The organism is uncultured Marinobacter sp., from assembly GCF_963974375.1.
In the GTDB taxonomy this organism is placed as follows: domain Bacteria; phylum Pseudomonadota; class Gammaproteobacteria; order Pseudomonadales; family Oleiphilaceae; genus Marinobacter.
This window is the reverse complement of record NZ_CAXBDN010000012.1, coordinates 1-20,803: the sequence shown is the minus strand read 5'-3', so window position 1 is coordinate 20,803 and position 20,803 is coordinate 1. Positions and strand designations below refer to the sequence as shown.

Here is a 20,803-nt window from a genome sequence, read left to right as displayed (position 1 = left end):
AGTACTATGAAAACCCTGATGACTCTGGTTTTTGGAACCCTGCTGGCGATGTCTGCGATGACAGCCCTGCAGGCCGACACCTCCTTGTCACCTTCGGCTCCGGATGGTCTGAGGAAGGGCGGCACGGTGGGCGACAGCCTGCCGGCACCACCCATTGCCGGCGACCCCCGGGACCTCAAGCGGGAGGTGCGGAACTATCCGGAACAGCCGCCGGTGATTCCCCACGCCATTCGCGGCTATCAGATCGACAAGCGTTTCAACCGCTGCCTGGATTGTCACAGCCGTGAAGTGGCACCGGCAGCCGGCGCTCCCATGGTCAGCATCACCCATTTCATGGATCGCAATAATCAGGTGCGTGCGGCAGTGACTCCTGGCCGCTACTTCTGCACCCAATGCCATGTACCACAAACCGATGCGGAACCGCTGGTGGAATCAGACTTCCTGCCGGTCGACCAGGTCATCCGTCAGGGTGCCCGTGACGGGGCAAGCGGAGGCAACCAATGATGGGCTGGCTCAAGCGCTACTGGGCCATTCTGCGCAAGCCCAGCGTGCACTTCAGTCTCGGGTTTCTGACCCTGGGGGGATTTCTGGCGGGTATCATCTTCTGGGGCGGCTTCAACACCGCCCTTGAGGTGACCAACACCGAGCAGTTTTGTATTGGTTGTCATGAGATGGAGGTGAACGTCTACGAAGAGCTGAAAGAAACCATCCATTACACCAATCGCTCAGGCGTTCGTGCCACCTGCTCGGACTGCCACGTGCCTCATGGCTGGACCCATAAGGTAGCCCGAAAGATGGAGGCATCCAAGGAAGTCTGGGGCTGGATTTTCGGGACCATCAATACGCCCGAGAAGTTCGAGAACAAACGTCGGGAGCTGGCGGAAAGGGAGTGGCATCGCCTGAAAGCCAACGATTCCCTGGAGTGCCGCAACTGCCACGAGTTTGATTCCATGGACTTCACCCTGCAGGACCCACGCGCCGCCAATGCCCATTCCACGGCTCTCGCCGGCGGTGATCAGACCTGTATTGACTGTCACAAGGGCATCGCACACCGGTTGCCCGATATGACCGGTGTCAGCCGATAGGATTGATATCTAAACCGGGTCGTCCTGCTGGCAGGCTTTGAGCAGGGCGGCCATTTTTTCGGGCCCCAGCCGGGTGACCCGTTCGATGTTGTGCCGGGGTATGTCTTCGGTATCCGGGTAGCGCTCAATGGCCTGTTCCAGACTGGCTTCCCGTAACAGGTGCAGCATCGGATAGGGCGCGCGGTTGGTGCTGTTCTCGACGTCGTCCGGCGCAGTACCTGCAAACTGATAGTCGGGGTGAAAACTGGCTATCTGATAGACCCCGTCCAGCTCCAGAGCCTCCAGCAGGGTATCCGCCTCTGCCAGGAAATCGTTATAGTCGTAAAAATCCTCCAGCACACCCGGGTGAATCAGCAGGGTGGTTTCGATTCCGGGATCGTCAGTCAGCAGACTCAGCTCCTGTTCAAGAACGCCCAGCAGCTCGTCAGGCGTAACAACCTCAGTTACGGCAAAACGGATGCGGTCATTGACCAGCTCCTTTCTGGCAAAGGGGCAGAGGTTGAGGTCAATAACCAGGGTCTGGACCCAGTTGCGAGTGGTGTTGATGACGGCCTGATGTTGCACGGGGGCTCCTGAGCGGTTGCTTTGACCAGATGACAGCAGCATCAGGATACCGCGTTACCCGCTATGGGTCTTATATCTATGCTGCAGTTTGTCCCCGGCGTGCCTTCGGGTTCTACTGACAATGATCAGGGATTAAAGTTGTCGGTTGTCATGCCGTTACTATGGAATAATCTTCATTATCTGTAGGAAGGTATCCAATCCCTTCCGTCACGAGCATTTTTTACTCAGTTGCGAGCCTCAGGCTCCGGGAAGCAAATATCTATGCGTAATAATGGGCCGGTCACCCAGCGTGAAGCCATGATGAAGTCGGGCTCGCGGCTGATTACCACCACGAATCTGAAAGGCGTCATCACCTATTGCAACGACGATTTCGTGGCCATCAGTGGTTTTTCCCGGGATGAGCTGGTGGGGCAGGCACACAATATCATTCGCCACCCGGATATGCCGGCGCCGGTGTTCAAACTCATGTGGGACACCATTCAGGCCGGTAAACCCTGGATGGGGGTGGTGAAAAACCGTTGCAAGAACGGCGACCATTACTGGGTCAGTGCCTACGTTACGCCCATTCTGGAAAACGGTAAGGTTACCGGTTTTGAGTCCGTACGGGTGGCGCCAACCCGGGCGCAGATCGAGCGGGCGTCCAGGCTCTACAGCAATATCAGCCGTGGCCGGGGTGACGGTGCCCTGGGCAGCCGGATTCGTGCCGTTGCCACCAGGGGCTGGCCGTCACTGGTTCCGCTGGTGGCCAGTCTGGCGGCACTATGGGTTGAAAGTACCCCGTTCGCGGTCGCGCTGGTGGTTCTGGGGTTTGTGGTTGGTCTGGGCCTCGCCGGCATGTCGCTGAATCATCGCCTGCAGGTACTGCTGGATGCCCGCCCGGATGCGTTCAGGGATCCCCTGGTGGCACGCACCTACACCAGTGAATGCGGATTGTTCGCCCAGTTGGGGATGATCCTGGTCAGCGAGGAAGCCCGTATCCGTACGGCATTGGCGCGGATTGAAGACCGGGCCGAAGTGCTGTTCGAAACGGCGCGGAATGGCCATCGCCTGATTGCCGAGGGCGCCCGGGCGATCGAATCACAGCGCAATGAAACCGATCAGACAGCCTCTGCCATTAACGAAATGACTGCATCGATTCAGGAGGTGACCGACAGCATCTCCAGAAACGCAGTGGAGGCGGAAGAGGCCAGCCGTCATGCCTCCAGTGGCAGTCAGCTGAGCTCGGAAGCGCTGGCAGCCATCGAGCAGCTGGTGGCCCGGGTCAACACCATTGGCCAGGCCATCGAGAAACTGGGCGAATCCACCGAGAGCATTGGCAAGGCAACCCAGCTGATTTCCGATATTGCTGATCAGACCAACCTGCTGGCGCTGAACGCGGCCATCGAAGCCGCAAGAGCCGGTGAGCAGGGCCGGGGCTTTGCCGTGGTGGCCGATGAGGTTCGCTCACTGGCCAGTCGCACCCGGGAGTCCACGATTTCGATTCACACGGTCATCGATGATTTCCGTCACCAGGTTGAGCAGGCCGTTATTGCCACCCGCGACGGCGAGAAGGTGGCCGGCACCGGCCTTGATAAAGTACGCGCAGCGGAGCAGTCGTTGCAGGATATCGTGGTGACCATCAGCCGGATCTCCGACAGTTTTATCAACATGTCGGCCGCGTTCGAGGAACAGAGCCAGGTGTCTGAGGAGATCAACCGCCAGATCGTCAATATTTCCGAGCTGGCGGACACCAGCACCGAAAAGGCGGATGGCGCGACCCAGGCCAGCGAGGAGATCAGCCGCAATGCCAGAGGGCTGAACGATCTGGTGGCGAGATTCGTTTCCCGCTCCTGATCCGGGTCGAACAAAACAGCAAACGGATTCTGGTGTGTGGGCGTCATACGGTAGGTGGGCTGAGTAAGATCCTCGCCGTATAAACCGTTGCGTGGGTGGTATATCTGTGATCAGGCTGGCAAAATCCGCCACCAAATCGCCAGGTGCCCGAATTGCCCGGAGCATGATGGCGAACTACCCTTAAACGCAAACACACACAGGATCTGATCTATGTCTGAATCCAGTTCAGCCAATGGTGCTTCGGCCAGCCGGGGTCTCTGGTCCTCCCGTATGGCGTTCATTCTGGCGGCTACCGGTTCTGCGGTTGGCCTCGGTAATATCTGGAAATTTCCCTATGTAACCGGTGAGAACGGCGGCGGTGCCTTTGTCCTGGTCTATCTGGCCTGTATCGCGGTAATCGGTATTCCCATCATGATGGCCGAAGTCTTCATCGGTCGTAACGGGGGACGTAACCCGGTTGCCAGTATGCGGCTGATTGCCGAGCGCAACCTTGTCAATCCGCTCTGGCGCCTGTCAGCCATTATTGGCGTACTGGCGGCCTTTGTAATTTTGTCCTTCTATTCGGTGATCGGTGGCTGGGCCGCCTCTTATATCGGTCATGCGGCCATGGGGGATTTTACCGGTCAGAGTTCCGACGCTATCGGCGAGATTTTCGGTGGACTGCTGGCTAGTCCGACCCAGCTGCTGCTCTGGCACACAGTGTTTATGGCATTGGTCATTCTGGTGGTGTCCCGCGGGCTGAAATCAGGTCTGGAAAAGGCGGTGAAGATTCTGATGCCGGCGCTGTTCATGCTGTTGCTGATTGTTGTTGGTTATGCAACCACCACCGGGCATTTTGGTGAGGCAGTCAGCTTCCTGTTCCGGCCGGACTTCAGCAAGCTGACCATGGCCGGTGTACTGGTGGCACTGGGTCACGCCTTTTTTACCATGAGTCTGGGTATGGCCATCATGATGGCTTATGGCTCCTATCTCGGGCGGGATATCTCTATCGGCCGCACCGCTATTACCGTTGGCATCATGGATACCGTGGTGGCGCTGATGGCCGGTCTCGCCATATTTCCGCTGGTGTTTGCCAATGGCCTCGAGGGCAGCGAAGGCCCGGGTCTGATCTTCCTCACCTTGCCCCTGGCGTTCGGCCAGATGCCCATGGGGGCGCTGTTCGGTACTCTGTTCTTTGTCCTGCTGCTGTTTGCTGCCTGGACGTCGGGCATTTCATTGCTGGAACCAGTGGTTGAGTGGTTTGAGGAAAAGATGAGCATCAGGCGCAGCAGTTCAGCGATCCTTGTGGGCATTGCCTGCTGGCTGCTGGGAATCGCGTCGGTTCTGTCCCTCAATGCCTGGTCCGGTTTTGCCCCTCTGGGTATGTTTGCCGCCTTCGAGGGCATGACGATATTTGACCTGCTCGACTATTTCACAGCGAATGTGATGCTGCCCCTGTCGGGCTTGCTGACCGCTCTGTTTGTGGGCTGGTTTGTGGCCAGGGAATCCCTCAGTGCGGATATGAGGATGTCCCAGGGTGCCTTTGACCTGTGGTACAACCTGTTGCGGTACGTTACCCCTGTAGGGGTGGTGATTGTGTTTGTCTATAATCTGATCCTGGCAGGATAATACGAAACAGCTGAACCGCAGCAGGTTGCCGCTGCGGTTCAGCTGTCAGCTTCTGGCAGGCACCTTCTGCCGGTATCTCTCACCGGCATACCTTTCCGATATTCCTCTCCTGTACTACTACTTCCCGATAACCCGTTCTGACAGCTTTATCTGGCGCCTTGTTGTCGTAGCCACGCCGACACCCACACCCCGGACACAAAAAAGCCAGACCCTTGGGTCTGGCTTTTTTGCTTTCATGTGCTTCTTTCTGAACAGTACCTGTCAGAAGAACTTCTCAGGCAGGTACAGGACGATCTGCGGGAAGATCATCAGCAGTCCCAGACCTACCAGCTCTATGATCACGAACGGAATGACCGAGCGGTAGATGTCCTTCATGGTGATGCCCGGTGGCACGATGCCTTTCAGATAGAACAGGTTGAAGCCGAAAGGCGGCGTCATGTAGGCGATTTCCATCATCAGCACGAACAGCAGACCGAACCAGACCGGGTCGAAGCCCATGGCGTCGACGATAGGCAGGAATACCGGCAGCGTGATCAGCATGATACCAACCGGGTCCAGAACCATACCCAGCAGGAACAGGATGAACATCATTGCAATGATAACGCCCCAGTCACCGCCCGGGATCATGGCCATGAAGCCTTCGATCAGTGCCTGGGCACCCATGCTCTGATAGGCAGCACTGAAGGCGTGGGCCGAGAACAGGATCCACATGATCATGCCGGTCAGCTTGAAGGTGCGCAGTGAGGCTTCGGTAATCAGAGCGAAGCTCAGTTTGCGGTACATGACCGCGGAGATCAGTGAGCCGAGAACGCCCATGGCGGCGGCTTCAGTGGGCGTGGTGATACCACCAATGATAGAACCCAGCACCATAACCACGATCAGGACTGGCAGGGCGATGGACTTCAGCGCCAGTATTTTTTCCTTTAAGGTACCGCGCTCTTCCGGCGGCAGTGCTGGCGCCAGGTCCGGGCGCAGATGCGCCTTGATCAGGATGTAGGTGGCTGTCAACAAAATCAGCAGGATGCCAGGGCCAACACCGGCGGCAAACATTTTGCCAACCGAAACACCACTGATCAGGGCGTACAGAATCATCAGGATACTGGGCGGAATCAGGATACCCCAGCCGCCACCGGTATTGATAACACCGAGCGCCATGTTCTTGTCATAGCCTCGCGCCAGCATGGCCGGCAATGCGATGGTACCCATGGCCACGACCGCAGCACCGGAGATACCGACCATCGCAGCGAAGATGGCACAGATGATCAGCGTACCTATGGCAAGACCACCGCGAACACCGCCAAACCACAGGTGCATGGTGCGGAACAGGTCCTTGGCAACGCCGGTACGTTCCAGAATCATCGCCATAAAAACGAACAGCGGAATGGCTACCAGGGTAAAGCTGTTCATGGTGCCCCAGATCTGGGAAACCACCATGTAGAAGGAGTCAAAGCCCCAGGTAAAATACAGGAATACTACGGAAACACCGCCCAGTACGAAGGCCAGGGGCACCCCGAGAAATATGAACAGTAGCAGCGAGCCGAAAAACAGAAGGGTAAGCGCTTCAATACTCACAGTTGTTCTCCTGTGGACTCTTCAACGGCAGGCGGCGTGTAATAGCTCAGATTAAAAGCAATGGCGATATCCTGCAGCAGCTTTACCACACCCTGAATGGTCATCAGAATTGCACCAAGGGCGATACAGGCTTTCACCGGCCAGATCGGCGGGTTCCAGGCTGAGTAGGAGGTTTCGCGGCGACCGTAAGACTCGGTTGCCATATCAATGGCAAAGTACACCAGAGCGAACATGAACGTGAAAAACAACAGTGATGTCACAATATCGATAAATGCCTGGGCACGGCTGCCCATTGCGGAATAGAGCAAATCAACATTGACATGCCCTTTGTGGGCAAGCAGATATCCACCGGAGAGAACGGCGTAAACTCCGAACAGCAACTGAGTGAACTCGTTGGTCCAGACAGTCGGTGAACCAAAGACATACCGCAGGAAAACTTCCATCAGTATCAGAACGAACATGGCGAGAACCAGGTAAGCCACCAGACGTCCTATGACGTCGTTGAGCCTGGTTACACCGTTCATGAATGCGGTCAGTGCACGCATGGTCTCCTCCGGGAGGAAAGTATTAACGGATAAAAAAAGCCGGGGACCCGATGAAGGGACCCCGGCCGGTTCTACAGGCTTAGAGGTAGCCGAGTTCGCCGAGGAAGCTCTTCAACATATTGAGGGCTTTCTCAGTGTTGGGGCCACGCTTGCCTTCTTCTTCCCACATTTTCTGGGCAACTTGCACCATGTGATCCTGAACATCGTCTGGCAGCACGTTCAGCTGAACGCCTTCTTCAGCAATTGCCTTGGCCAGAGTTACCTGCTCTTTGAACTGGTACTCATTGGTGCGGAACCAGAACTGCTCGCGGAGAATTTCCTTGACCAGTTCCTGCAGGTCTTCTGGCAGCTTGTCCAGAGCGCGCTGGCTGACGATGATAACGTCAGTTCCTGCGATGTTCAGACCGGGCTGGACATGGTACTTGGCAACCTCATACAGGGCCATGGAATAGGCGCCCTGAGCGGCACCCCAGTGAGCACCGTCGACAATGCCGGAGTCCAGTGCGGTGTAGAGCTCGCCACCAGGAATAAACGAGGCTGCGGCACCCGCTTCGGTCAGGAAGCGCTGCAGGGCACCGGAGGACCGGATTTTCAGCTTACGGAAGTCTTCAACGCTGGTGATCGGGTTTTTTACGACCATTTCAGTGGCGTAAACCTTGTCTGTTGCGTAGTAGACACCGTGTTCGGCGGCTTCTTCACGCAGCATTTCCTCAAATCCGAGGACCTGGTGGAAGTAAGCAGCTTCCCAGACGTTGCGGAAAGCAAACGGCAGACCGGAAGCAATACCGGCGAGACTCATCTGGTTGGACGCGTAAGACGGGGAAATGGTACCCATTTCCAGGATGCCACGGCTGACTGCGTTGAAAATTTCGTCAGCCTTGAACAGGGCGCCGGCTTCGAACAGCTGAAGCTTGATGCGGCCATCGGAACGCTCTTCAAGTTGTTCCTTGAGGCGACCCAGGCTGTCCTTGTAGGAGCTGGAAGCACCCGGCCAGTGAGACTGTACTCGCCAGGTTACAGAATCCTGAGCGGCTGCAGGAGCGGCGGAGAGCGCGGCGGTGACGCCAAAAGTGAGTGCAGTAGCAAACACCGTCAGTTTCTTACGTACGTTGTTAAGCATTGCTCAACCTCTTTGTTGTTGTCCTGATGGGGTCGACTTCCTGTCTTTGTTTCGTCAGGCGGAACTTATGACTGCTGTGTGAATCCATGTTTCCCCAATTTATCACACGGGGGACCTAATGCAACACCGCTTTGTCAGCAGCAGCTACATTTAATTTTCCGGATCCCGCCTTGTAAAAGATAGATTATGAAACGGTTTCTTTCCTGTCTTAATTCATCGGTTTCATGTTGCGCTTGGCGGCCAGGGCAATCCGTCGGGGAATAAAGAAGGCTGCAACTGCCGTGCAATATGGATCAGCGTCTTCTCGCTCCATGCGGGGCCGATGATTTGCACCGCTCTTGGCAGGCCATCCTCGCCAAAGCCGACCGGGAAACTGATGGCCGGCAGACCCGCTACGCCGGCAACCCCCGCCCAGACGGTCACGTCGAGATAGGGTTCGGCCTTGCCGTTGATGGCCAGTGTGCGATCAATAGACGATATGTCCTGACTGTGGGGGAATGGCAGGGTATTGGTGACCGGGCAGATCAGCACATCGTAGCGTTCGAACAGTTCAGCCCAGCGTTGCTGCAATTGTGCCCGTTCCTCATCCTTGTTGAGCCACTCGGCATGGCTTTGCAGGGCGCCGCGGGCGAAACGGCTGCGGTAGTCGTCACCATCACCTGCGGCCAGGGGTTTCATCTTCTCCCGCATGAACTCCGGAATGCCGGGCCCCATGACACCACCCAGCAGGTGGTAATAAAGGCGGTGGCTCTTTTCCAGATTCAGGCCTTCGGGCTGGGCATCTTCAATCTCGGCACCCTGCCGCTTGAGGGTTTCGCAGAATTCCACCAGAGCGTTGAGTACTTCGTTGTCCACCGGCGCCCAGTCATCATTGAGCCAGCTGGCAAAGCGGTAGTCACTGAGGCTTTTTTTGGTAGGTGCCGGCAACTCGACTTTCCAGGCCGGTGCCATGTCCCGGTCGGGACCGGCCAGCAGGTCCAGCTCGGCCTCAAGGTCATCGAGATGGCGAGCCAGGGGACCGGTGACGCCCATGTCCCGTTTACCCAGAGCACCGGACGGGCCAGGCACATGACCCCGCATGGGTACGAGACCATAGGTTGTCTTGAGTCCGAAAATGCCGCAAAAAGCCGCGGGTGTGCGGATAGAGCCGCCAATGTCGCTGCCCAGTTCCAGTGGCGTCAGGCCGGCGGCCAGGGCGGCTGCGGCTCCACCGGAAGATCCGCCCGGTGTCAGCGCGGTGTTCCAGGGATTGTTGGTGGTGCCATAGATGTCATTGTAACTCTGCAGGTCGCCGGCAAATTCCGGCACGTTGGTTTTGCCGAAGATAATGGCACCGGCGTCGATCAGGCGTTGCACGGTAACGGCGGTCAGGGTGGAGATGTTGTCCCTGTAGCCTTTGTGGCCGGCGGTGGTGGGCCAGCCTTCGATCTCAAAGGTTTCCTTGATGGTCATCGGCACGCCGTGCAGAGGACCCAGGTCTTTACCCTGTTCAGCGGCCAGGTCGGCGGCGCGGGCCTGTTCCCGTGCCTGATCCTCTTTCAGCACTACGATGGCATTGAGAGCCGGGTTGATCCGGTGGGTGCGCTCAAGGAAGTGATTGAGCACGGCTTCGGCGGTGTATTCCCGGGCTTTGATGCCTTTGGCAAGTTGGAAGGCGCTGAGCTTGTGGAAGTCCATGGTGGCTCCGTTTTATTGGGTTTTGTTGGGGTTGTTGTTTTTGGTGGGTCTCTGGAACATAGAATATATCGGCGTTTTGTGGAACAGTATTTCGAAATTTGTTGTTTGAGTTGGTCTGGCCTGCCGGTGCGCTTTCCCCGGACACGCCGTGGATACATCCCTGTAGGCTCCCATTTGCCATCCATGGCAAATGTAGGGTCCGGGGAAAGCACCCCGGCACGCCATCCGTCAGCTTTTGAGTAAACATTCTGGTGTCCTCCTGACTTTGTAGGGGGATATCAGGCCAAACCAGGGAGTGAATTATGATCAAGACTGAACAGAAACCGGGAATTGTGCACCTGTTGATTTCCCGGCCGGAGAAGAAGAACGCGCTGACCCGGGATATGTATGAGGCCCTGTCTGCGGGCGTCGAGAAGGCCGCTGCGGATGAGTCCGTGCATGCCATTGTGATCAGTGGTGACGGCGGGGTGTTTACCGCAGGCAATGATCTGGGTGATTTCCAGTCACGGGCCACGGATAGCAAGCCCAAGCCGTCAGCGGGGCTGGCGTTCATTGAGGTGTTGATGAACTGTGACACCCCGGTGATTGTGGCGGCCGAAGGTCTGGGTATCGGCATTGGCACCACCATGCTGTTGCATGTGGATATGGTGTATGCCGGTCGGTCGACGAAGTTCAAGACGGCCTTCGTGGATCTGGGTCTGGTGCCGGAGGCGGCGTCGACGGTGACCATGCCGATGCATCTGGGGTCCCGCAAGGCCGCCGAACTGCTGTTGTTGGGCAGCACCGTTTCCGGTGAGGAAGCCGAGGCCTGTGGCCTGATTACCCGCGCAGTGGATGATGGCCAGGCGCTGGCTGCCGCCATGGAATGTGCCGAAGCCTTTGTGGGCAAGCCCCGTGGTGCCCTGCAGGCCAGCAAGCGGCTGATGAAAGCGCCCTGGCGAGATGCCACCAAAGAGGCACTGGAACGGGAGCGGGAGGTGTTTGGTGAGCGGCTGCTGACTGAGGACTTCCAGGCGGCTATGGCGCGGATGGGTAAGAAATAAAGGTTTTTGCCGCGGGAGGGCCCGGGTAAAGATAAGGTCGGTTGAAAGGTGGCTGGCCGCGGGGCGATGTATTTTTTCTTCTGGGAAAAGAACTCGCTTCGCTCAGACACCTTTTCCCGACAGAAAAAACACCTCACCCCACGTCCGTTCTGACTTGGGTGCCACTTAACTCCGTTCGCCCTGAGCCTGTCGAAGGGCGGGAAAACCTGGGCTAGCCGCCCTTCGACAGGCTCAGGGCGAACGGGTGCTGTGCCGTCCGTGGCTAAAAAACCCTTACTTCTTCTGACCTGCCCAGTAAGGCTCCCGCAATTCCCGCTTCAGAACCTTGCCGATGGTAGAGCGCGGCAGTTCATCACGGAATTCCACGCCGGCGATGCGCTGGGTTTTGCCCAGTTTGGCGTTGGCGAAGTCCAGTATGGACTGTTCGCTGTCGGTCATGCCCGGTTTGCGGACCACCAGGCCCAGTGGGGTTTCGCCCCAGTGTTCGCTGGGAATACCAATTACCGCAACATCCGCGACGGCCGGGTGTTCCAGCAGGACTTTTTCCAGGTCGACGGCGTAGATGTTGAAACCACCGGAGATGATCATGTCCTTGCGGCGATCCAGAATATAAAGAAAGCCGTCTTCGTCCAGGCGTCCCATATCACCGCTGCGGTAGAAGGTATGGCCTTCCGGGCTGGTCCAGAGCATGTCCAGGGTTTGCTGTTCCCGGTGGTAGTAGCCCCGCATCATGGAGATGGCGCGGCCCACGATTTCACCGATTTCGCCCTGGGGCAGTTCCTTGCCGTCTTCATCTATAATCCGGATCTCTGAGCCTTCTGTCGGCACACCAACCGAATCCCACTTGGTGGGGTTGGCGGCGCAGTCCAGGGTGGTGGAGATGCCGCCCTCGGTCAGGCCGTATACTTCACGGATGTTGCCGGGCCAGCGCTTCATGGCTTCGGCGATTACGGAGCCCCTCAGTGGCGCGCTGGTGCAGAGCTTCGCTTTGAAGCTGGACAGGTCGAATTTGTCGAAGTCCGGCTCCGCCATGATCCGGCTGTACTGAACCGGTACCAGCATGGCGTGGGTAACCTTGTGCTCCTGGGCCAGCTCGAGAAAACGAAGGGCGTTGAACTTGCCCATCAGAATCAGGGTGCCGCCGTTATAGATGGTTGGCAGTGCCGAAACCAGGGTGGTGTTGGAATAGAGCGGGGTGGACACCAGGTTGATGCAGTCGCCATCCAGCCCGTAGTTGGCCAGCCGGACCAGCTGGCGCTGGCGGAACCGGTAATCGTGGAGTATGCCCTTGGGCGTGCCGGTGGTGCCGGAGCTGTAGATGATGTTGAACGGGTCATCGAGGGTCACACTTGCCGGACGGACTTCGTCAGAGGTGTCACCCAGCCAGTCGCTGATGTCCATACCGCTGTCGACGGACCGGGTGTCGAGGCCGATGCGACGTTCCGGGGTTACCCGGGTCAGCCGGTCGTTGATTTCGTTGAACAGGTCCAGGTTCTTTTCGGACACAAACAGGAAGCGGGTGTCGCAGTCTTCGATCATCAGTGCCAGGGCTTCACCGCTGGCCATGCCGGACAGGGGCACCATACAGCCGCCGGCAATGAGGGTGCCCAGATACAGCATCGTGTACTCGGCGCTGTTTTCGGAGAGCCCGGCGACGGTGTCTCCGGTCTGCAGGCCGTCTTCCCGCAGGCGGTTGGCAATGCGGTTGGAGCGGCTGATCATTTCGGCCCAGGTAACGGCACCTTTTTCGTCGATCAGTGCGGTCTTGTTGCCCTGGGAGTGGGCAAAGGCCTGAATCCGATGGCCGATAGGGTCCATGGTTTCGTGCTCAATCGCTGGTGCGTAATTCGGCATCGCCTCAACGGTCTTTTTCATTTTTCGGCCTCTTTGGTTATTATGTTTTGTCTAGTGAAATTTATTTCCGAATATATTGACTCAAAACTGGAAGGCGTGACAAATTAAAAGCGCTAATGAGAGACTTCATTAAAGCAAAGTTTGAGGATTCCTCTCAAAAAAGTTTCAGCTGCGGATGTCCGGTAACGCTTTTCCGGCGTTGCCCTGCGTCGTCGCGGCGTGCTTTTGTCGAGAATTTCCTGCCCACATAACGACAAGATCTGGATAAAGGAGCATGGGTATGATGCGTTTCACTGAGCGGGTCGCGATCGTGACCGGTGCCGGCAGCGGTATTGGCCGGGCAACAGCCCTTAGGCTCGCCTCCGAAGGCGCCAGGGTGGTGCTGGCAGACTGGTCCGAGGAAGGCCTCAAGGAGACGGCATCACTCATGCCTGAAGGCGCAGAGCACGTTGAGCACAAGGTCGATGTTGCTGATGAAGCAGCGGTAAAGGCGCTGGTTGATGACACTATCAGCCGTTTTGGTCAGATTGACGTACTGGTCAACAACGCCGGAATTTCCGGTGGTAGCTACCCCCCGGTTACCGAGAACGAGAAGTCCGACTGGGAAAAAATCCTGGGAGTAAACCTGATTGGCGCCATGTTGATGATCAAGCACACGGCGGTTCATATGCAGGCCCGCAAACAGGGCGCTATTGTCAACACCGCCTCGGTTGCTGGTATCCGTTCCGGTGCAGGCGGCAATCCCTACAGTGCTTCCAAAGCCGGTGTGATCAACCTGACCCAGACCGCCGCCTGCGACCTGGGTGGTTTCAATGTGCGGGTGAATGCAGTGTGCCCCGGCCTGATTGAAACCGGTATGACCAAGCGGGTATTCGACTACGCCCGTGCCAATGAAAAGGAACACAAGCTGGGCGGCCGTTGTGAGCTGCGCCGTTATGGCAAGCCTGAAGAGCTGGCCGCCGCCATCTGTTTCCTGGCCAGTGATGACGCCAGTTACATCACAGGTCAGGCCTTGCCGGTTGACGGCGGTAACACCGCATCCCTGAACCTCCCTGGAATGAAAGTCTGATATGAGCGAAGCAACACAGAGCCTGTCCATCAGCGGTGGCAAGGATCTGCCCGGTTTTCACAACCTGCTGGGTTACCGGCAGGTGTCCTGGGAAGAAGACAAGGCGGTGATCGCCCTGGATCTGAAACCGGAGCATCTCAATCTTGGTGGAGTGATCCACGGTGGCGTCATGACCTCGCTGCTGGACATCGTGCTGGCAGAAGCCGGCACTTATTGCCCCTTCCCGGGGCGGATGCGAAAGGCCATCACCCTGACCCTCACCACAACGTTTACGGGGCAGTGTTCCGGTGGCACCATTACTGTAACCGGCATCAAGCGGGCCGGGGGCAGCCGTATCTTTAACAGCACCGGCGAAGTCCGTGATGCCGAGGGCCGCCTGCTGGCCATAGCCGAAGGTACTTTCCGGATCCGGTCTGGTAGCGAGAAGCCCGAAGGTGTTCCTATCTGACGCTTACTGATTGTCCGGACTGCCAGGCCATTGACCAGCCTGGCACCCTGCTTTACGTCCAATTACAAGAGGCAAAACCATGTACGAACTGTCTGACAAAGCGAAGAAGCTTCAGCAAGAAGTTACCGAATTCATGGAAGCTTACGTCTATCCCAACGAGCACACCTACCACGAACAGATCGACACCGCAGAAAATCGCTGGGCGCCCACCAAAATCATGGAAGAGCTCAAGGCCAAGGCCAAAAGTGCCGGTCTGTGGAACCTGTTCCTGCCGGAAAGCGAGCGTGGCGCGGGCCTGACCAACTTCGAATACGCCCACCTTTGCGAAATCATGGGCCGTTCCCACATGGCTCCGGAAGTCTTTAACTGTGCTGCACCAGACACCGGCAACATGGAAACCATCGAGCGCTACGGCAACGATGAACAAAAAGAGCAGTGGCTGAAGCCGTTGCTGGCCGGAGAGATCCGTTCCTGCTTCTCCATGACCGAGCCGGATGTGGCCTCTTCCGACGCCACCAACATCGCCTGTGAAATCCGCCGTGACGGTGACGAGTACGTGATCAACGGCAAGAAATGGTGGTCGTCCGGTGCCATGACCACTACCTCCAAGATCGCTATCGTGATGGGTAAAACCGACCCGTCCGCCGAGAAGCACAAACAGCAGTCGATGATTCTGGTGCCGCTGGATGCGCCGGGTGTCGAGATTGTTCGCGCACTGCACGTGTTCGGTTACGATCACGCGCCCCATGGTCATGCCGAAGTGCATTACAACAATGTGCGGGTGCCGGTATCCAACATCCTGCTGGGTGAAGGTCGCGGCTTTGAAATCGCTCAGGGTCGTCTTGGGCCGGGCCGTATTCACCACTGCATGCGCACCATTGGTGTGGCCGAGCGTGCCCTTGAGGCCATGTGCGAACGCGCCAACGCCCGCGAAGCCTTTGGTCGTCCGCTGGTGGAGTTTGACTCTATCCGCAAGGATATTGCCCGTTCACGGCTGGAAATCGAGCAGGCCCGCCTGCTGACCCTGAAAGCGGCCTACATGATGGACACTGTCGGTAACAAGGTGGCCCGTCAGGAAATAGCAATGATCAAGGTGGTAGCACCGAACATGGCGCTGAAGATCATCGATCGTGCCATTCAGGTTCACGGTGGTGCCGGCGTCAGTCAGGACACCTTCCTGGCCGGAGCCTGGGCCAACGTTCGCACCCTGCGTCTGGCAGACGGCCCTGATGAAGTACATCTGGACTCCATTGCCAAACTCGAACTGCGTAACTACCCACGCACCCACTGAGCCCGGAGCTTTTGAATGAACAACCCATTGTTTGATATGACCGGCAAGGTGGCCCTGATTACCGGGTCCACCAAAGGTATCGGTCGCTCCATTGCTGAAGAAATGGCCCGTCTGGGCGCCAAGGTGGTGATTTCCAGCCGCAAGGCCGACGCCTGTGAACAGGTCGCCGGTGAACTCAAGGCCCAGGGCTTTGAAGCCATCGCCATTCCCTGCCACGTCGGTAAAAAGGAAGAGCTCCAGAACCTGGTCGACAAGACCCTGGAAGCCTGGGGCAAGATCGACGTTCTGGTGTGCAATGCCGCCACCAACCCGCTCTACGGCACCACCGCAGAAATGACGGATGATGCCTGGGACAAGATCATGGACACCAACGTCAAGGGCACCTTCTGGCTTGCCAACATGGTATTGCCGGGTATGGCGGAGCGTGGTGAAGGTGCGGTGGTTCTGCTGTCGTCCATTGCCGGAATCCGCGGCAACACCACCATCGGTACCTACGGTGTTTCCAAGGCCGCAGAAGCGGCTCTGGCCCGCAACCTGGCGGTTGAGTGGGGCCCGAAAGGCATCCGCATCAACAGCATTGCACCTGGTCTGATCAAAACCGATTTCGCCAAGGCACTCTGGGAAGATCCGGTCCGGGTCAAGCGCGCGGAAGATAAGACGCCGCTGCGCCGTATCGGCGATCCGGTCGACATTGCCGGTCTGGCTGTGTTCCTGTCCACCAAAGCCAGCGCCTACATCACCGGACAGGTGATTGTGGCAGACGGCGGCGAGACCATATGTTGAGGTTTTTATGAGTACTGCACCAAATCTGGTCGACGTCCTCGACGCTCACCGGTTTGACGAAGCGGCCCTGCTGGCATGGCTGCAGAAGGAAATGCCGGGCATCGGCAGCGACCTTGAAGTCAAACAGTTCCAGGGTGGTCAATCGAACCCTACCTACCTGCTGAACTCCGGTGGCCACAGCTACGTGCTGCGCAAGAAACCACCAGGAAAAGTGCTGCAGTCTGCCCATATGGTAGAACGGGAATACAAGGTGATTCGTGCCCTGTCGGATAACACTGACGTACCGGTGCCCAAGGCCCGGGTGCTGTGTGAAGACAACGATATCATCGGCACGCCCTTCTACGTCATGGATTACATGGAAGGCCGCGTACTGAGCCATCCGGCCCTGCGGGATGTGGACAAGGCTGAACGCCGGCCGATTCACGAAGCGGCTATCGACACCATGGCGAAAATGCACGCGGTGGATGTCAACAAGGTGGGCCTCGGTGATTTTGGTCGTCCGGAAGGCTATGTGGCTCGCCAGGTAGCACGCTGGTCGAAGCAGTATGAGGCCTCCAAGACCGACGAACTGGCGTCCATGGACAAGCTGATGAAGTGGCTGCCGGAGAATCTGCCCAAAAAGGACGAATGTGCCATCGCCCATGGTGACTATCGTCTGGGGAACCTGATGCTGGCGCCGGACAAGCCGGAAGTCATCGCGATTCTTGACTGGGAACTGTCGACCATCGGTCATCCGCTGGCGGATCTGGCTTACTACTGCCTGCCGTATCATTTGAGCTCTGATTTCGAGGGCATGCGCGGCGTTATTGGTGAGGATCTTGCTGAAATCGGGATTCCCGATGAAAAGCAGACCATAGAACGCTACTGCAAGGCCTCAGGTCGCGACGGTCTCGATGACTGGCACGTGTTTGTCTCCTTCTCGCTGTTCCGTCTGGCGGCCATCCTGCAGGGTGTCTACGCCCGGGCACTGGCCGGTAACGCCAGTAATGCCGATGCTCTGGATGTCGGCAAGCGGGCTCACATTCTGGCAGACGCCGGCTGGGCCATTGCCCAGCGTGGCCATAAAGGCATGGGACTATGACTCAGACCGTAGCGGTGAAGCCGATGGTTCGCCGGGTTCTCATTACCAACGACGACGGTATTGCAGCACCGGGGCTGAAAGTGCTGGTGGATATTGCGCATCAGCTGGCCGAAGAAGTGTGGATAGTTGCGCCGGAACACGACCGCAGTGGCGCGGGGCAGAGCATCTCCCTGCATCATCCACTGCGGGTCTACCGTCATGGGGAAAAGCGCTACGCGCTCTCGGGTACTCCGGCGGACTGCGTATTGTTTGCACTGGCCGAGTGGTTTGGTGAAACGCCGCCGGACCTGGTGCTGGCAGGCGTCAATGCCGGTGCCAATATTGGCGATTCGGTGCAGTATTCCGGCACTGTGGGTGCCGTGCTGAGTGCCGAGCATCTCGGTATCCCCGGCATTGCCCTGAGCCAGTCGTTCCTGAACCGCGACGAGATTGACTGGTCGCCGGTGGCAATGCATGGCGAAGCCGCTATCCGGGCACTCTGGCCTTCCGTGTCGAAAAAGTGCTGCTGGAACGTCAACTTCCCGCCCTGTGCCGGTTCCGAAACCGGAATTATGGAGCTGGCAAGCCAGTCGGCCGGATCCATTGAAAGGGCCCGACTGCTGCCTGGCCAGGATGGTCGCAGCCTGCCTTACTGGTGGTTGAGCTTTGACCGCAATGCCGAGCTTGAGGTGGCTGACGATGCCGATCTTGCCGTGCTGCGCCGTAATGGCATTGCGGCTGCACCGCTGCGAAGTGATGCTACTCTGCCCGGCGGTCAGCGCAGTCTTGATCTCCGGGGATAAGCCGGAAATCTGATGATTCAGCGTGTCCACTTCCAGGATTGATGACAGAGCGGCCCCGTATCGGGGTCGCTGCCGTCTGTGAGATTGTTAACGGGAGACTATCCGAATGTTTACGAGACACTACAAGGTCTGGCCGAAAGAGCTGCCAAAGACCATGACGCTGCCCAACACCAGCGTGTTTACCAACCTGGAGGTTTCGGCCCGGCGTTATCCGGATCATCCGGCCATCATCTATTACGACAGCAGGATCAAGTACCGGGAACTGCTGGATGAAGTTGAGGCACTGGCAGGCTGGCTTCAGCACAACGGTGTCAAGAAAGGCGATCGGGTACTGCTGTATATGCAGAACTCGCCCCAGTACGTGATCGGCTACTACGCCATTCTGCGGGCCGATGCGGTGGTGATTCCGGTCAATCCGATGAACCGGGCCGGCGAACTGGAGCATTACGTTTCCGATACCGGCGCGACCGTCTGTCTGGCGGGCCAGGAACTGGCCGACTTCATTTCGCCCCTGGTGGGCAAGACCTATCTGGAACAGGTAGTGGTAGCGGCCTACGGCACCTACATCAAAGGGCCGACGGATCTGACCCTGCCGGCAGAGGTTTCCGCCAAACCGCAGGCACAGACCGCGCCGGGTACCATCAGCTGGGAAGATGCGCTCAACGCCGGCAATCGTCCCACTGAGCACACCGCAGGACCTGATGATCTGGCGGTTATACCCTACAGCTCCGGCACCACCGGTCAGCCCAAGGGTTGCATGCACGTTCACCGTGGCGTTATGGCGACCGCCGTACACCGGGCGTTCTGGAACCTGAGCACACCGGATTCGGTGCAGCTGTCTACTCTGCCGTTTTTCCATGTAACCGGTATGACGGGTTCCATGAACAGCCCGATTTTTGCCGGCTCCACCAGTATCATTATGACCCGTTGGGACCGTACCACGGCAGCCATCCTGATTGAGCGCTACAAGGTCACCGGCTGGACCAACATCGTCACCATGGCGGTGGATTTCCTGTCCAATCCGGATCTGTCGAAGTATGACATCAGCTCCCTGCTGACCATCGGCGGTGGCGGTGCTGCAATGCCCGTAGCCGTGGCGGAAAAACTGTTCAGGCTGACGGGTCTGAATTACATCGAGGGTTATGGTCTGTCCGAAACCATGGCCGCTACCCATATCAACCCGCCGGAGCACCCCAAGGCCCAGTGTCTGGGTATTCCGGTGTTTGATGTGGACTCCCGCATTATTGATGTGGACACCCTGGAAGAGAAAGGCCCGGGTGAGGTTGGCGAGATCGTCTCCAACGGCAAACAGGTCACCGTGGGCTACTGGAATCGTCCGGCGGAAACCGAACCGCGTTTGTTGAACTGGATGACAAGAAATTCTTCCGCACCGGCGATCTGGCCTACTACGACGAAGACGGCTATTTCTTCATGGTGGACCGGGTAAAGCGGATGATCAACGCCTCCGGCTTCAAGGTGTGGCCTTCGGAAGTGGAAAGCATGATGTACCAGCATCCGTCGATTCACGAGGTGTGCATAATCTCTGCGCCCCATGAAAAACGTGGCGAGACCGTCAAGGCCGTGGTGGTGCTGACGCCAGAGGGTGAATCCACCAGTGCTGAAGACATCATTGCCTGGTGCAAGGAACAGATGGCCGCCTACAAGGTGCCGTCGATCGTCGAGTTTGTCAGTGAGCTGCCCAAGTCGCCCACCGGCAAGCTGATGTGGCGCGCACTTCAGGAAGACGAGTGGAAAAAAGCCTGACCCGGCGCCATTCAGGGTGTGTCACGGATAGTGACGGTCAATCAGAAACGCCTGCCTAGCGCAGGCGTTTTTGTATCCGTTACGCCGGTTACCGCTTTCTCCCTGCTCTCGCAAGTCATGTCACTACACATGTTTTTGGCAAGTAAATCAGTAATTTGAATCCCTCCTCGAATTCATCTTCTGTCTATTGACAGTACATCCGGGCAGTGTAATCTGGCTATGTTTTGGTGAGTCGTATCGTTGAAACGTCTCACAATTCGACATTGCATCCAATTACACAACAATCCGGTTGTAGTTTCGGCACCCTCAACAAAAACAAGGTAGCCACAGGAGGGCAAACTTGACTATTTTCTTGCAACAGGTCTTTAACGGGTTAACGCTGGGCAGCATCTATGGCCTGGTTGCACTCGGTCTGACCCTCGTCTACGGGATCCTCCACATCCCGAATTTTGCACATGGCGCGCTTTATATGGTTGGCGCCTTCATCTCCTACTTCCTGATGGTCGATCTTGGCGTCAATTACTGGGTCGCCATGGCCGGTGCCGCCGTGTTTGTGGCGGTGTTGGCTGTACTTTGTGAGCGCCTGGTATTCCATCCCCTGCGACATGCCCCTCCTATTCACGACATGATCGCTGCCATCGGCATTCTGCTGTTTCTCGAGGCACTGATCCAGGTGATCTGGGG

At 57.5% G+C, this 20,803-nt stretch carries 17 protein-coding genes and 2 pseudogenes; 13 read left to right on the top strand and 6 right to left on the bottom strand.

Translation table 11 applies throughout. The features are described 5' to 3' along the window. Window positions 1-6: 6 nt before the first annotated feature. Both AAC035_RS01935 and AAC035_RS01930 read left to right on the top strand, forming a co-directional pair. Window positions 7-504, top strand: coding sequence for a nitrate reductase cytochrome c-type subunit (locus AAC035_RS01935; RefSeq protein WP_339799472.1), 498 nt, complete (start codon window positions 7-9; stop codon window positions 502-504). Then, window positions 501-1,085: a NapC/NirT family cytochrome c gene (locus tag AAC035_RS01930; RefSeq protein WP_339799470.1), complete on the top strand. Its 585-nt coding sequence runs from the start codon at window positions 501-503 to the stop codon at window positions 1,083-1,085. Before AAC035_RS01935 ends, AAC035_RS01930 begins: the two co-directional genes overlap by 4 nt. Before the next feature lie 9 nt (window positions 1,086-1,094). On the opposite strand, the gene AAC035_RS01925 is transcribed toward AAC035_RS01930, so the two are convergent. Then, window positions 1,095-1,649: a DUF1415 domain-containing protein gene (locus tag AAC035_RS01925; protein ID WP_339799469.1), complete on the bottom strand. Its 555-nt coding sequence runs from the start codon at window positions 1,647-1,649 to the stop codon at window positions 1,095-1,097. A gap of 261 nt (window positions 1,650-1,910) precedes the next feature. Between AAC035_RS01925 and AAC035_RS01920 the strand changes: the two genes are divergently transcribed. Then, the gene (locus AAC035_RS01920; RefSeq protein ID WP_339799467.1) at window positions 1,911-3,482 is read left to right on the top strand and encodes a PAS domain-containing methyl-accepting chemotaxis protein; all 1,572 of its coding nucleotides are present in this window, start codon (window positions 1,911-1,913) and stop codon (window positions 3,480-3,482) included. Between the two features lie 210 nt (window positions 3,483-3,692). Continuing rightward, window positions 3,693-5,090: a sodium-dependent transporter gene (locus AAC035_RS01915; protein ID WP_339799465.1), complete on the top strand. Its 1,398-nt coding sequence runs from the start codon at window positions 3,693-3,695 to the stop codon at window positions 5,088-5,090. Window positions 5,091-5,351: 261 nt separating this feature from the next. On the opposite strand, the gene AAC035_RS01910 is transcribed toward AAC035_RS01915, so the two are convergent. The 4 genes from AAC035_RS01910 to AAC035_RS01895 all read right to left on the bottom strand — a co-directional run bounded on the left by AAC035_RS01910 (window position 5,352) and on the right by AAC035_RS01895 (window position 10,004). Next, window positions 5,352-6,662: a TRAP transporter large permease subunit gene (locus AAC035_RS01910; protein ID WP_339799463.1), complete on the bottom strand. Its 1,311-nt coding sequence runs from the start codon at window positions 6,660-6,662 to the stop codon at window positions 5,352-5,354. Then, window positions 6,659-7,207 (bottom strand): TRAP transporter small permease subunit, encoded by a 549-nt coding sequence (locus AAC035_RS01905; RefSeq protein WP_339799461.1) that lies wholly within the window; start codon window positions 7,205-7,207, stop codon window positions 6,659-6,661. The genes AAC035_RS01910 and AAC035_RS01905 overlap by 4 nt, the downstream gene beginning before the upstream one ends. A gap of 79 nt (window positions 7,208-7,286) precedes the next feature. Then, window positions 7,287-8,327 (bottom strand): TRAP transporter substrate-binding protein DctP, encoded by a 1,041-nt coding sequence (gene dctP / locus AAC035_RS01900; RefSeq protein WP_339799460.1) that lies wholly within the window; start codon window positions 8,325-8,327, stop codon window positions 7,287-7,289. 222 nt (window positions 8,328-8,549) lie between these two features. Continuing rightward, window positions 8,550-10,004, bottom strand: coding sequence for an amidase (locus tag AAC035_RS01895; protein ID WP_339799458.1), 1,455 nt, complete (start codon window positions 10,002-10,004; stop codon window positions 8,550-8,552). Between the two features lie 302 nt (window positions 10,005-10,306). On the opposite strand from AAC035_RS01895, the gene AAC035_RS01890 reads away from it, so the two are divergent. Further along, window positions 10,307-11,047, top strand: a complete 741-nt coding sequence (locus AAC035_RS01890; protein WP_339799456.1) for an enoyl-CoA hydratase-related protein — start codon at window positions 10,307-10,309, stop codon at window positions 11,045-11,047. Between the two features lie 273 nt (window positions 11,048-11,320). Here AAC035_RS01890 and AAC035_RS01885 read toward each other — a convergent pair whose 3' ends face one another. After that, window positions 11,321-12,922: a class I adenylate-forming enzyme family protein gene (locus AAC035_RS01885; protein ID WP_339799454.1), complete on the bottom strand. Its 1,602-nt coding sequence runs from the start codon at window positions 12,920-12,922 to the stop codon at window positions 11,321-11,323. A gap of 259 nt (window positions 12,923-13,181) precedes the next feature. Here AAC035_RS01885 and AAC035_RS01880 point away from each other — a divergent pair, with 259 nt between their 5' ends. The 8 genes and pseudogenes from AAC035_RS01880 to AAC035_RS01845 all read left to right on the top strand — a co-directional run. Then, on the top strand, window positions 13,182-13,970 hold the full coding sequence (locus AAC035_RS01880) for an SDR family NAD(P)-dependent oxidoreductase (RefSeq protein WP_339799453.1): 789 nt from the start codon (window positions 13,182-13,184) through the stop codon (window positions 13,968-13,970). 1 nt (window position 13,971) lies between these two features. Continuing rightward, window positions 13,972-14,418, top strand: a complete 447-nt coding sequence (locus tag AAC035_RS01875) for a PaaI family thioesterase (protein WP_339799451.1) — start codon at window positions 13,972-13,974, stop codon at window positions 14,416-14,418. Window positions 14,419-14,497: 79 nt separating this feature from the next. Further along, the gene (locus tag AAC035_RS01870; RefSeq protein ID WP_339799449.1) at window positions 14,498-15,709 is read left to right on the top strand and encodes an acyl-CoA dehydrogenase family protein; all 1,212 of its coding nucleotides are present in this window, start codon (window positions 14,498-14,500) and stop codon (window positions 15,707-15,709) included. 15 nt (window positions 15,710-15,724) lie between these two features. Beyond that, the gene (locus AAC035_RS01865) at window positions 15,725-16,492 is read left to right on the top strand and encodes an SDR family oxidoreductase (RefSeq protein WP_339799448.1); all 768 of its coding nucleotides are present in this window, start codon (window positions 15,725-15,727) and stop codon (window positions 16,490-16,492) included. A 7-nt stretch (window positions 16,493-16,499) separates the two neighbouring features. After that, on the top strand, window positions 16,500-17,573 hold the full coding sequence (locus AAC035_RS01860) for a phosphotransferase (protein WP_339799446.1): 1,074 nt from the start codon (window positions 16,500-16,502) through the stop codon (window positions 17,571-17,573). After that, complete coding sequence (gene surE, locus AAC035_RS01855; protein ID WP_339799444.1) at window positions 17,570-18,355, top strand: 5'/3'-nucleotidase SurE; 786 nt, start codon at window positions 17,570-17,572, stop codon at window positions 18,353-18,355. The genes AAC035_RS01860 and surE overlap by 4 nt, the downstream gene beginning before the upstream one ends. A 106-nt stretch (window positions 18,356-18,461) precedes the next feature. Then, a pseudogene (locus AAC035_RS01850) lies at window positions 18,462-20,119 on the top strand (long-chain fatty acid--CoA ligase). 340 nt (window positions 20,120-20,459) lie between these two features. Next, window positions 20,460-20,803, top strand: a pseudogene (locus AAC035_RS01845) (branched-chain amino acid ABC transporter permease); the annotation flags it as partial.

What these genes read in the sequence shown, in the direction of transcription:
- surE (WP_339799444.1), top strand. Translation starts at nt 17,570, where the DNA reads ATGACTCAGACCGTAGCGGTGAAGCCGATGGTTCGCCGGGTTCTCATT.
- AAC035_RS01915 (WP_339799465.1), top strand. Translation starts at nt 3,693, where the DNA reads ATGTCTGAATCCAGTTCAGCCAATGGTGCTTCGGCCAGCCGGGGTCTC.
- AAC035_RS01860 (WP_339799446.1), top strand. Translation starts at nt 16,500, where the DNA reads ATGAGTACTGCACCAAATCTGGTCGACGTCCTCGACGCTCACCGGTTT.
- AAC035_RS01920 (WP_339799467.1), top strand. Translation starts at nt 1,911, where the DNA reads ATGCGTAATAATGGGCCGGTCACCCAGCGTGAAGCCATGATGAAGTCG.
- AAC035_RS01930 (WP_339799470.1), top strand. Translation starts at nt 501, where the DNA reads ATGATGGGCTGGCTCAAGCGCTACTGGGCCATTCTGCGCAAGCCCAGC.
- AAC035_RS01890 (WP_339799456.1), top strand. Translation starts at nt 10,307, where the DNA reads ATGATCAAGACTGAACAGAAACCGGGAATTGTGCACCTGTTGATTTCC.
- AAC035_RS01880 (WP_339799453.1), top strand. Translation starts at nt 13,182, where the DNA reads ATGATGCGTTTCACTGAGCGGGTCGCGATCGTGACCGGTGCCGGCAGC.
- AAC035_RS01885 (WP_339799454.1), bottom strand. Translation starts at nt 12,922, where the DNA reads ATGAAAAAGACCGTTGAGGCGATGCCGAATTACGCACCAGCGATTGAG.
- AAC035_RS01935 (WP_339799472.1), top strand. Translation starts at nt 7, where the DNA reads ATGAAAACCCTGATGACTCTGGTTTTTGGAACCCTGCTGGCGATGTCT.
- AAC035_RS01905 (WP_339799461.1), bottom strand. Translation starts at nt 7,207, where the DNA reads ATGCGTGCACTGACCGCATTCATGAACGGTGTAACCAGGCTCAACGAC.
- dctP (WP_339799460.1), bottom strand. Translation starts at nt 8,327, where the DNA reads ATGCTTAACAACGTACGTAAGAAACTGACGGTGTTTGCTACTGCACTC.
- AAC035_RS01865 (WP_339799448.1), top strand. Translation starts at nt 15,725, where the DNA reads ATGAACAACCCATTGTTTGATATGACCGGCAAGGTGGCCCTGATTACC.
- AAC035_RS01875 (WP_339799451.1), top strand. Translation starts at nt 13,972, where the DNA reads ATGAGCGAAGCAACACAGAGCCTGTCCATCAGCGGTGGCAAGGATCTG.
- AAC035_RS01895 (WP_339799458.1), bottom strand. Translation starts at nt 10,004, where the DNA reads ATGGACTTCCACAAGCTCAGCGCCTTCCAACTTGCCAAAGGCATCAAA.
- AAC035_RS01870 (WP_339799449.1), top strand. Translation starts at nt 14,498, where the DNA reads ATGTACGAACTGTCTGACAAAGCGAAGAAGCTTCAGCAAGAAGTTACC.